Origin of the sequence: Enterobacter ludwigii, assembly GCF_001750725.1 — a bacterium.
Taxonomy (GTDB): domain Bacteria; phylum Pseudomonadota; class Gammaproteobacteria; order Enterobacterales; family Enterobacteriaceae; genus Enterobacter; species Enterobacter ludwigii.
This window is the reverse complement of record NZ_CP017279.1, coordinates 3618226-3629813: the sequence shown is the minus strand read 5'-3', so window position 1 is coordinate 3629813 and position 11588 is coordinate 3618226. Positions and strand designations below refer to the sequence as shown.

Here is an 11588-nt window from a genome sequence, read left to right as displayed (position 1 = left end):
TTTCGGGCACAAAAAAAGACGTCCGTTGACGTCTATTGATGTTCCGATGGTGCCGAAGGCCGGACTCGAACCGGCACGTATTTCTACGGTTGATTTTGAATCAACTGCGTCTACCGATTTCGCCACTTCGGCACTGAAGGGGATGCGGAAACGTTGTGGATTATACCTGTCGCGCGCCGCCATGCAAGCGGCGACGCGCTAAACCTACGCTAAGTGCCCAAAAAACCAGCGCCCTGTCATTCTACCTCGGAAACCGCCAGCCGAATCACGCCTGCCGCCTTCTGCTCTGGCAGCGCCAGCACCTTCGCCCACATCTCCTGCACCATGTCGCAGGAGAGCTTCTCTTTGCCCACCGCCTTCTCCGGCATCTGCAGCAGCTGGATGTCCTCGCCGTACTTATCGGCCAGCGTTTTCATAATCGGGCGGACATCCGTCACCGCGGCTTCGCGTTCTTCCGGGGTCACGGTGTGGCGATTTTTGCCGTAGGCCGCGCGCATCATGTCGGCGTCGGCCTGCATGCGCCGCGTCATCAGGTCTTTATCCAGCATGCGCATCGGGTTGATGCCCCCTTTTACCGCCGGGTAGAGGAAACGGAAACAGGCGTCGTCGCTCACCTTCTGAATGGCGGCGGTCTGCTCCATGTTGATCGTCATATAGTTCACCACGTTAGCGTCCGGCGCGTTTTGCAGGCGCGACATCTGCAGATGCAGGATCTGCGGCTGGATGGTGTCGATAATCTTCTGTTCCGGCTCGCCGGCTTTTTGCAGGGCCGCCATCTGGTCAAGAATGCGCTGATGAAGCACAGGCTCCTGCTCTTTGATCACCTGCCAGGCGGGCATTGCGTTGAGGGTGGTATCAAGCTGCTGGTCGGGGGTGTGCTGGCGTTGTTTGTCGAAGTAGACCCAGAACGCCACGACGGCGGCCAGGAGAGTCACCACGACTATACGGATCCACGTTTTATTCATCTCGCATCCTTTTCTTTTCGCTATGCCGGTTTACACCGGCACGCCGCTGTGAAAGCGAAACTCATTGTCCGGTGTCGAGATAAGTGTGGCTTCAATTTCGCCAAAAAGCTGTATGCGCGGTGAGATATCGTCGTCGCTCACCTGTTGGGCAAGCGTCAGGTAGTCCTGATAGTGGCGCGCTTCCGAGCGCAGCAGCGAGAGATAGAACTTCTGCAGGTCGTCGTCGAGGAACGGGGCCAGCGCGGCGAAACGCTCGCAGGAGCGGGCTTCGATGTAGGCACCGCAGATGAGCTTGTCGATAAGCGTCAGCGGTTCGTGCGTGCGCACCGCTTTCAGCATCCCTTTGGCGTAGCGGCTGGCGGTGATTTTGACGTACGGAATGTCGCGCGCCAGCATCGCCTCGCGCACCTGCCAGAAGTGGTGCAGCTCTTCTTTGATCAGCAGCACCATGCTGTCGATAAGCGCCTGGCCCCACGGGTCGTCGGTTTTGGGCATGACGCTTTTGCCAATCTGCTTGTGCAGGGCCACAAAATCCGGTTCCGGGCCTTCGCGGAAGGTGAACGCTTCGTAGGGTCTGAGCCAGTCGAGCAGCGCGTCGGCACCGCTTTCATCGGCGACGTATTTGCGCACCAGCAGCAGCGCGGTCTGGGCGGCCTTGAGCTCGCACACCATGTGGTCGGTGAGCAGCAGCGGCAGGTTCGCCGGGTCGCGGGCGTGATCAATCCATGCTGGTGGGGTCGGGCACTGGAGGAAGGTAAGAACGGGGGCGAGTATCTGCGGGTAATCCATGGTTCTGCCTTGAAAAAGCGGTGGCACGCGCCACCGCCTGAAACGCTTAGTGACGCACGCCGTCGTCGTCTTCGTCGATGAAATCTTCGTCGTCGCCTTCTTCGCCGTCTTCACCGTTCGGATCTTCGAAGTAGGTTCCCCAGCCGTCGTATTCCACTTCAAACTTCTCGGCCAGGTTCATCAGCTGTTCGACCTGAGCGTCGATCAGTTCAGCTTTCAGTGCACCTTCGCTCAGAATATCGCAGCAGATGACGGTGTCGCCCTCTTCCACTTCCAGCTCTTCCGGCTCGGTCACTTCGTAACCCAGTTTGAAAGCTTCTACCGCCAGTTTTTCCAGCGCGTCGAAATCGTCAGCAGAGAAATGGTGCTCGATGGTGTACAGCGCGTCCGGATCGCTACCGTCTTCCAGCAGTTCTTCGATAATCAGGCGCGTCTCTTCGCGTTGCTCTTCCAGGTGTTCCGGGTTTGCCATGGCTCATTCCTCTTTAAAGTGCGGCAGATACTTCTATTTTCACACACGGACGGGTTTGCCTCCACCTTTGTTGGAAAGATTTGTGAAACGGGGTTGCAAATGAATAATTAGACATATAAAGTGAATTTTAATTCAATAAGTGGCGTTTGCCATGTGAGGATAAAATGTCTGATCTGTACAAGAAACACTTTCTGAAATTGCTCGATTTTACCCCTGCACAGCTCAATTCCCTGCTGACCCTTGCCGCTCAGCTTAAAGCCGATAAAAAAAAGGGTAAGGAAGTACAAAAGCTTACTGGCAAAAACATCGCGCTCATCTTCGAAAAAGACTCAACCCGTACACGATGCTCTTTCGAAGTTGCCGCATTTGACCAGGGCGCGCGCGTCACGTATTTAGGGCCGAGCGGCAGCCAGATTGGGCATAAAGAATCAATTAAGGACACCGCGCGGGTACTCGGGCGGATGTACGATGGCATTCAGTATCGCGGTCACGGTCAGGACGTGGTCGAAACGCTGGCGCAGTATGCGGGCGTGCCGGTGTGGAACGGGCTGACCAACGAGTTCCACCCAACGCAATTGCTGGCGGACCTGCTGACCATGCAGGAGCACCTGCCGGGCAAAGCGTTTAACGAGATGACGCTGGTTTATGCGGGCGATGCGCGTAACAACATGGGTAACTCGATGCTGGAAGCGGCAGCGTTAACCGGGCTGGATCTGCGTCTGGTGGCACCGAAAGCCTGCTGGCCGGAAGAGCGCCTGGTGGCGGAGTGCAGCGCGCTGGCGGAGAAGAATGGCGGGAAGATCACCCTGACGGAAGAGGTCGCGGCCGGCGTGAAAGGGGCGGACTTCATCTATACCGATGTGTGGGTGTCGATGGGCGAGGCCAAAGAGAAGTGGGCCGAGCGGATTGCCCTGTTGCGCGGGTATCAGGTGAACGCGCAGATGATGGCGCTGACCGGTAACCCGGGCGTGAAGTTCCTGCACTGTCTGCCGGCGTTCCATGACGACCAGACCACGCTGGGTAAGCAGATGGCGAAAGAGTTCGATCTGCACGGCGGAATGGAAGTGACGGACGAGGTGTTTGAATCGGCGGCGAGCATTGTGTTTGACCAGGCAGAAAACCGGATGCATACCATTAAGGCGGTGATGGTGGCAACGCTTGGGGAGTGATCCTCTGTAGTCTTGTGCCCTCACCCCGGCCCTCTTCCACCGGGAGAGGGCGTAAACCGGCGCCACTTCATTGATTTTTCCGCCTGAAAAAGGTACGTTTTCGCCTTAATTCCTGCGTGGACATACCAGCATTATGCCGATTATTCAGTCTGTTGAACGTGCGTTGCAGATCCTCGACCTGTTTAACGAGCAGGCCACCGAGCTTAAGATCACCGACATCAGCAAACTGATGGGGCTGAGCAAAAGTACCCTCCACTCGCTGCTGAAAACCCTGCAGCTTCACGGCTATATCGATCAGAATCCGGAAAACGGTAAATATCGCCTCGGCATGAAGCTGGTTGAGCGCGGCCATTTTGTGGTGGGCTCAATCGATATTCGCCAGAAGGCGAAAGGCTGGCTGACGGAGCTGTCGCAGCGTACCGGGCAGACCACCCATCTGGGGATCCTGGACGGTCGTGAAGGCGTTTATATCGAGAAGATTGAAGGCAAGCTGGCGGCTATCGCCTATTCGCGCATTGGTCGTCGGCTGCCGGTTCACGCCACCGCCATCGGCAAGGTGTTGATTGCCTGGCTTGGCGAGGCCGAGCTGAACGCCCTGCTTGAGGGCTATCAGTACACCACTTATACCCCTTCCACCCTTGCCTCCCGCGACGCGTTGCTGGAGGCCCTCGCCAAGACCCGCGAGCAGGGTTATGCCTTCGACCGCGAAGAGAACGAGCAGGGCGTGCGCTGCGTGGCGGTACCGGTGTGGAACCATGAATCCCGCGTGATTGCCGCCCTGAGTCTGTCGACGCTGACGTCGCGGGTGGATGACGCCGAACTGGCCAGCTTCCGCGAGCAGCTTCAGCAGGCCGGGCTCCAGCTCTCACGCGCGCTGGGTTACCCGGCCTGAGCCGCTATTTCGCGGCCGGTTCGTAGGTGAAGTAATCAAAGTCAGCGTGGCAGCCGTCACCGCTGATGTCTTCGCAGTGCAGGCCGACAAACGCGCCGGTAAAGAAGCCGCGGCCGCCGATGTAGTCATCCGACAGTTTCCACGCTTCATACGTCACCGGCACGGTGTGCCACGCCTCACCGTCAAACGAGTAGCTGTAGCGGTAAACCAGGGTGTCGACGTCAACCCGTAACCAGATGCTCTCTGCGCTGTCCGGTACCGGGATCGGCTGTTCATGCAGCGGCCACGACGGCACGTTGTGGTCAAGCTGGATCACTTTGATCGTTCTGCCCTGCCCCTCCTCGTAGTCCACAAAGCAGTAGCTCCAGTTTTTACTGTTGTAGTAGCAGGTCAGCCCGGCGCTCTGCTGGAAGTGAACCGGCGAGAACTGCATGCGCGTCTCTGCCCGGAAGGCGAAGTGCTGCCAGCGGCGTGCCACGGTCGACTGGGTAAAGGTCGAGTTAAGCGAGTCGTTGCCGTAAAGCCGCAAATACCCCGGGCGCACGCTGAGCGAGCCGAGGGTGTCGTCGAACGGAATGCGCAGGGTCTGCAGCTCCGGGTCAAGCGTGCTGCCGTCGAAATCCTCCCGCCAGCGGTCCCGGGAGGCGGCGGGCTGCTCCGCTATCTGCGGGCCGGGGACGGTCAGCTGCGCGTGTTTGCCGCCTTCAACGTACGGCCAGCCGTCGCGCCATTCGATGCGCGCAATGCCGGTCTCGCGTCCCAGCGGGCAGTAGCCGCGCCCGCCCGAGGCCAGCAGCGGTATACCCGGCAGGCGCAGCGGTCGGCTGGTGAGGTAGGCCATATACCACTCCCCGGTGTGGGTCTGCAGCAGCGAGCCGTGGCCGCTCTTCTGCAGCGGGTTCTCCGGCAGATGCCAGCTGGTCATCATCGTCACGTCCGGATGCAATTCGTACGGCCCGTCGAGCGTTTTTGAGCGCAGCACCACCACCGCGTGTTCATAGCTGGTGCCGCCTTCGGCGACCATCAGGTAGTACCAGCCCTCTTTACGATAAAGGTGCGCCCCTTCGGTGTAGCAGAGCGGCGTGCCGGTAAACAGGGTTTTGCGCTCGGGCGAAAGGGTGCCGGTCTGCGGGTCAAACTCCTGCATCACGATGGTGTTATGCGGATTGCTGTGATGGCGCGGCCCCCACGGGCGGTAGAGATAGTATTTACGGCCATCGTCGTCGTGGAACAGCGACGGGTCAAACCCTCCGTTGCCCATCGGGATCGGTTCGCTCCACGGCCCCTCGATGGAGGGCGCAGTGACGAGGAAGTTACGGCCATTTTTCCACGGCGAATCGACAATTTTCACGTCGGTGTACAGCAGCCAGAATTGGCCATCGGCGTAGCTCAGGCACGGCGCCCAGATGCCGCCGGAGTCCGGGTTGCCCTTCATGTCCAGCATCGACACCCTGTCCAGCGGCGTGCTGACCAGCGACCAGTTCTTCATGTCGCGGGAGTGGTAGATGCGCACGCCCGGAAACCATTCAAACGTCGAGGTGGCGATGTAGTAATCCTCCCCCTGACGGCACAGGGACGGATCCGGGTTGAAGCCGGTGAGGATCGGGTTTGTTATCGTTGTCATGTTGCCTCCTGTTAATGGGATGCGGCTGTCGCAGCGTCGGGCATGGCGTCACCCTGCGTTGCACGGTGCTTAATCAGCTGCTGGCTGATGGCCGCCACGCGGGCGTCGGTGAGTTTGTAGAACGACAGCATGATGAACATGCCCACGTAGAGCACCACCGGCACCACGCAGAACAGAATTTTAATGGTGGTCAGCACTTCGACCGGCTGCACGCTGCTGCTGGCGGAGTAGTTCACATACGCCAGGATCCAGCCCACCACCGCGCCGCCAATCGCCAGACCGATCTTCAGGCTGAACAGATAGGTGGAGAACACCAGCCCGTCGAGGCGGCGACCGCTGCGGCTCTCCTCGTAATCCACCACGTCAGAGGCCATCAGCCACTGCAGAGGCGTGGTGGTGTTAAAGACGAACAGGAACAGAATGTTAAGGGCGAAAATCAGGGCGATATGTTCGGCCGGGATGAAGAAAATCAGCAGGCTGATCAGGGAGTAGGCCACGATAATCCACTTGAAGGCGGTCACCCGGTCAAAGCGCCCCAGCAGGCGGGATGAGCAGAGCGAACCAAACATGGTGGCGAGGCTGCCGTAAAGCAGAAACTGCGTCGCCATCTCCGGGTGATCCATGACGTATTTCACGAAGTAGAGCGTCGCCCCGCCGCGGACCACGTTGGAGCAGGTCGCCATCATCTTGAACGCACACATAATGCGCCACTGGGTATTGCCAAACAGAAGTTTGAGGTCTTTCGACACCGACGACCCCGGCTGCACCTCAAAGGTGTAGCGCTCTTTGGTGGTGAAGAAGCAGACGTAGAGCAGAACCACGCCACTCAGCCCCAGCACGCACATGGCGCCGAAATAGCCAACCTGCTCATCGCCTTTACCAATGATGCTCACCAGCGGCAGCGCAATGCCACTGATGGCCAGCGATCCCGCCGCCGCGAGAAAAAAGCGCCAGGACTGCAGCGCGTGGCGCTCTTTCGGGTCAGCGGTGATGACGCCCGGCATGGCGCAGTAAGGGACGTTAACGAAGGTGTAAACCAGGGTCAGCAGAATGTAGGTTATGCAGGCGTAGATGATTTTACCCTGCGCGGAGAAGTCCGGCGTGTAGAAGGTCAGCACGCAGACAATCCCAAACGGGATCGCGCCCCACAGCAGGAACGGGCGGAACTGGCCGTGACGCGTGCGGGTGCGGTCAACCAGCAGCCCCATCAGCGGATCGGTGACGGCATCCAGCACGCGGGAAACTAAAAACAGCGTCCCCATAATGCCCGCCGACAGGCCAAACACGTCGGTATAGAAATAGGCCAGCAGGAACATGGTGGCCTGCCAGACAAAGCCGCAGGCGGTGTCACCCAGCCCGTAGCCAATTTTATCTTTCATGGTTAATTGCATCATTACCCCCAACGGCAGTACGTGGAACAGTGCAAACGCCAGGGTCCTGATTCAGGCAAATAAATGCCCGGTGCATCATCAGGAATACACCCTTATTTCGTGTGCTGAATTCACAACATCGTGTTAATAGAGTGTAATTAAGTGTTCAATTAACCGACAATGGTCATATCTTATTTCTGAATTATGATATTTTGCTTTTGTGACGCCACTCGACATCCTGATATCATTTAAAGACTTTGTTTTTCATGTAATTACATTATTTTCAGAATAATAAAAAACAGACATGCAAAAGCCGTCCGCGGAATATTTCCCGTAGACGACAAGAGCCAGAAATATAATTAAAGACCGAGCGCTTTTTTACCGGCGTTAATTACCTCGATGATTTTATCGGTGTCATAAATACACCCTTTCCAGGTGCCGCCGCTCACCGACTGCAGAGCCGCCCACAGGCGGGTATCGTCCGGTAAAAATGCATGGGCGTGCAGGTCAGGATGCACCGGACGCGACGCCAGCACGCGCGCCCCCTCGTCCGGCGTCAGCGGCTGTTCCACCGTGCCGATAAAGTTAACGCTGCCCGTTAAGGACAGGCGGTCGACGCTGATCTCAATGATATCGTTGTCGCGCAGCTTGCCGATGGGGCCACCTGCCAGCGCTTCCGGCGACACATGGCCGAAGCACGCCCCGGTTGATACCCCCGAGAAGCGCGCATCGGTGATCAGCGATACCGTCTTGCCCCACGAGATATGTTTCAGCGCAGAGGTTAGCTGGTAGGTCTCTTCCATGCCGGTGCCGGACGGGCCTCCGCCAATCACCACCATAATATCGCCCTGCTGGATTGCCTCCTGCTTGATGGCCTTGATGGCCTGCGCTTCAGAGACAAACACCCGCACCCGGCCGGTATGGCGGTAAACGCCATCGTCATCCACAACAGACGGATCGATGGCCGTGGCTTTGATCACCGACCCTTCGGGCGCGATATTGCCGGTCGGGAAGCAGACCGTCGAGGTCAGGCCTTTCGCGTGGGCGCGTTCAGGCGGCAGGATCACGTCATCCGGATCGACGCCATCCTGCTCGCGCAGGCACTGACGAAAACGCGCCCGACGCGCTGAGTTTTCCCACCAGTCGAGGTTCTCCCCGACCGTCTGGCCGGTAACGGTCATGGCATCTTCATGCAGCAGCCCCAGCTTGCGCAGATGGAGCATCACCTCCGGCACGCCGCCCGCCAGGAAAGCACGCACCGTCGGGTGGTAGTCCGGGCCGTTTGGCAGCACGCTCACCAGACGCGGAACCTTACGGTTGATGCGCGTCCAGTGCGCCACATCCGGAATGGTGCAGCCCGCCGCATGGGCAATCGCCGGGATGTGCAGCAGCAGGTTGGTGGAGCCGCCAAACGCCGCGTGAAGCACCATGGCGTTTTCAATGGCTTTGTCGGTCAGGATATCGCGGGTCGTGATCCCACGGTTATCCAGCTCGCTCACCGCCCGCGCAGACTGACGGGCAATCTCCAGCCACACGGCCTGCCCGGACGGGGCGAGCGCGGAGTGCGGCAGCGCCAGACCCAGCGCTTCGGCCACCACCTGTGACGTTCCCGCGGTGCCGAGAAACTGACAGCCGCCGCCGGGTGATGCGCAGGCGCGGCACCCCAGCTCAGCGGCCTCCTGCAGCGACAGCTCATGGTTAGCGAAACGCGCACCAATGGTCTGCACTTTTCCGGCGTCTTCCCCCACGGTCGGCGGCAGCGTCGCCCCACCCGGCACCAGAATGGTTGGCAGATCATGCATGGAGGCCAGCGCAATCATGGTCGCGGGCAGCCCTTTATCGCAGGTTGCCACGCCGATCACCGCGCGCCGCGTCGGCAGGGAGCGGATCAGACGACGAAACACGATCGCCGCGTCATTACGGTACGGCAAGGAGTCGAACATGCCGTGGGTGCCCTGAGAGCGTCCGTCGCACGGATCGCTGACGAAGGCCGCAAACGGGATCCCACCATTACGGGTGATCTCCTTCGCCGCCGCCTGCATCTGCATGCCAATCTCCCAGTGCCCGGTGTGGTAGCCCAGCGCAACAGGTCGCCCGTCCCCGGCGCGAATACCGCCCTGCGTACCGATAATCAGCACCTCTTTGCCGGTCAGCTTGTTGGCGTCCCAGCCCATACCGGCGTTTTGCGTCATACCAAACAGGTTACCGCTGGGGGATTCCATAAGCATTTGCGGGGTCAGCGGCAGTGCCCCCTGCGGCCCGGCCGCATGGGTGATGACGGCATAAAACGCATCGTCCTGTGGGGTAAAAATTTTCTCAATGGTCATCGTCGTCTTCCGGCTCAGCAGAGCTTGAGCTGTTGCAACAGGGTTTTCAGCTGCGCCTTACGCGGTTCATCCAGTGGTGACGCGGGCGGCAGCACGTACGTGGAGATCGGGCGGCCGCACAGCACAATCGCCTCTTTAATGACGTTCACAAACGGCGTATCAAGCTGATACATCTGCGGTATTTGCAGCAGGACCTGGTGGTATTCGGCCGCCTTCGCCACCTCCTGGTCACGCCAGGCCTTCAGCAGATTCACCGATACCTGCGGAGCAAAGTTACCGCTGGCCGAGATCGCGCCATCGCCCCCCAGGAGCAACGTATTAAACAGATGATCGTCATAGCCGCACAGCACCGTGAAGTGCGGATGGGCAGATTTGACGGTGTGGATCATGCTGCGCAGATGGGCGACGGAATCGATCGTGTCTTTGATGCCGACAATATTGCTCCGCGAGTCGGCCAGGGTTTTGACCAGCGCCGGAGTCAGATCCTGCCCGGTCAGCGCCGGGAAGTTATACAGCATTACCGGCAGCGTGACGCTGTCTGCCACCTGTTCGAAATAGCGGATCAGATTCGCTTCGGACACTTTCCAGTAGTACGGGTTGATCACCACGATCCCGTCGGCGCCGGCCTGCTGCGCATGCTGGCTCAGTTCAAGGGTTTCCCGGGCATTGGTGCCACCGGTGCCAATCAGCACCGGCACCCGGCGATCGACATGATCGATAGCAAACCGGGCAATGGTTTTACGCTCTTCGGCGTTTAGCTGGGAGAACTCGCCGCCGCTGCCCAAAAAGAACAGGCCATCGACGCCTGCGGCGATCAGGTCGTCGATCAACGCGGCGGTGCCGTGTTTATCAAGCTGTCCATCGGCGGTAAAGATGGTGGAGACAGGGGGAATGATTCCCGTGAACAACGCGGTCTGCGGCATGAGATCTCCTTGCTGAATTATTTTGTTCTACATTATAGAACAGCGTTCATTAATTTAACGATCATACTATGACGCAGAAAAAGCGCAGGTAAATGGGAGGCGATGAGGGAGTGCGGAAAATATAAGCTGGATCACATAATGACGGGCTGCGGCCTGATGCTTTCACCCTCTCCCACCGGAAGAGGGAACATTTCACCCTTCTCTTACGCTAACAGGGCTTACCCCACCAGCATTTTCACCACCACTTTACGCACCTTCGCAGGCGCGCCCACCGCGCACAGCGGCTTGTGCACTTCACCCGGATAGAACACCACAAAATCACCTTCACTTAACACCACCGTTTTCTCCTGCCCGCCCTCGGGCAAAAACGCGATGTCTTTATCCGCCAGCCAGTCGGTGTCCGGCGTACCGTGCGGCAGGGTACTGAAGGTCATCCCCTCCTGGCCTTTCATGATTATCTGAATATCCAGATAGCGTGCGTGATACTCAGCACGGCGCTCGGCAAACGGCTGGGTCATATCTTCAGACACCAGATAAAACAGGCTGTTGCCGTCGATGTCGTGTTTGCCGCAGGGGGTAGCATCGGTAACGTGCGCCTTGACGTACTCGATAGCCTGACGCAGTTCTTCAGGTAGCCAGGACTGCAGATGATGGATGTTGCCAGCGATCATAAATAAACCCTCAATATAAAACAGCGTTTCATTTTAATCTTTTATACGAGAATTCAGACTGTCCTACCACCGCTTTTTCGATGAGTTTTGCGCGAGCGCATGTTTATCGGGAAATGTGTTACTCCACTGTTAATCGCTCACAGGCATTTATGCAGTCTTTATGCATAACCTCAGCCCTCCGCTTTCAGGCCGTGATGCTAACTTACTGATCGTATACGCTTCATAGCAAAACTCTCTGTGACTTCACACTTTATCAATTTGGTAATTTGCTATTAAATCCCATAATTATTTATTGATTTTTCTTAAGCCAAAAATAGTTAATGGATAATAGTGCATAGTCATTCTGCTCGCCATTTAATTATCTTCAAAATCAATAGCATAACTAA

At 58.0% G+C, this 11588-nt stretch carries 11 protein-coding genes and 1 tRNA gene; 3 read left to right on the top strand and 9 right to left on the bottom strand.

Features of this window, described 5'->3' with window-relative positions:
* Positions 1–47: 47 nt before the first annotated feature.
* The 4 genes from BH714_RS17080 to rraB all read right to left on the bottom strand — a co-directional run bounded on the left by BH714_RS17080 (position 48) and on the right by rraB (position 2226).
* A tRNA-Leu gene (locus BH714_RS17080) sits at positions 48–132 on the bottom strand.
* Positions 133–236: 104 nt separating this feature from the next.
* Positions 237–965, bottom strand: coding sequence for a hypothetical protein (locus BH714_RS17075; RefSeq protein ID WP_040018502.1), 729 nt, complete (start codon positions 963–965; stop codon positions 237–239).
* A gap of 30 nt (positions 966–995) precedes the next feature.
* A complete protein-coding gene (miaE, locus tag BH714_RS17070; RefSeq protein WP_032679529.1) occupies positions 996–1754 on the bottom strand; it encodes a tRNA isopentenyl-2-thiomethyl-A-37 hydroxylase MiaE in 759 nt (252 codons plus the stop codon).
* A gap of 46 nt (positions 1755–1800) precedes the next feature.
* A complete protein-coding gene (gene rraB, locus BH714_RS17065; RefSeq protein WP_014168417.1) occupies positions 1801–2226 on the bottom strand; it encodes a ribonuclease E inhibitor RraB in 426 nt (141 codons plus the stop codon).
* A 120-nt stretch (positions 2227–2346) separates the two neighbouring features.
* On the opposite strand from rraB, the gene argL reads away from it, so the two are divergent.
* The 3 genes from argL to xynR all read left to right on the top strand — a co-directional run bounded on the left by argL (position 2347) and on the right by xynR (position 4287).
* Positions 2347–2421 (top strand): putative translational regulatory protein ArgL, encoded by a 75-nt coding sequence (argL, locus tag BH714_RS24360; RefSeq protein ID WP_223399268.1) that lies wholly within the window; start codon positions 2347–2349, stop codon positions 2419–2421.
* Positions 2391–3395, top strand: coding sequence for an ornithine carbamoyltransferase (argF, locus tag BH714_RS17060; protein WP_040018500.1), 1005 nt, complete (start codon positions 2391–2393; stop codon positions 3393–3395). Before argL ends, argF begins: the two co-directional genes overlap by 31 nt.
* Before the next feature lie 133 nt (positions 3396–3528).
* Entirely contained in the window at positions 3529–4287 is a 759-nt protein-coding gene (gene xynR / locus BH714_RS17055; protein ID WP_025205733.1) for a DNA-binding transcriptional repressor XynR, read from the top strand.
* 4 nt (positions 4288–4291) lie between these two features.
* Here xynR and BH714_RS17050 read toward each other — a convergent pair whose 3' ends face one another.
* From BH714_RS17050 to BH714_RS17030, 5 genes are all read right to left on the bottom strand, one after another.
* Positions 4292–5911 (bottom strand): glycoside hydrolase family 43 protein, encoded by a 1620-nt coding sequence (locus BH714_RS17050; RefSeq protein WP_040018499.1) that lies wholly within the window; start codon positions 5909–5911, stop codon positions 4292–4294.
* Between the two features lie 11 nt (positions 5912–5922).
* Positions 5923–7305, bottom strand: a complete 1383-nt coding sequence (locus tag BH714_RS17045; RefSeq protein ID WP_088202981.1) for an MFS transporter — start codon at positions 7303–7305, stop codon at positions 5923–5925.
* A gap of 335 nt (positions 7306–7640) precedes the next feature.
* A complete protein-coding gene (gene yagF / locus BH714_RS17040) occupies positions 7641–9608 on the bottom strand; it encodes a xylonate dehydratase YagF (RefSeq protein WP_040018498.1) in 1968 nt (655 codons plus the stop codon).
* 14 nt (positions 9609–9622) lie between these two features.
* Positions 9623–10531, bottom strand: coding sequence for a 2-keto-3-deoxygluconate aldolase (gene yagE, locus BH714_RS17035; RefSeq protein ID WP_014168410.1), 909 nt, complete (start codon positions 10529–10531; stop codon positions 9623–9625).
* Positions 10532–10749: 218 nt separating this feature from the next.
* The gene (locus BH714_RS17030; RefSeq protein WP_014168409.1) at positions 10750–11202 is read right to left on the bottom strand and encodes a YhcH/YjgK/YiaL family protein; all 453 of its coding nucleotides are present in this window, start codon (positions 11200–11202) and stop codon (positions 10750–10752) included.
* Positions 11203–11588 lie beyond the last annotated feature (386 nt).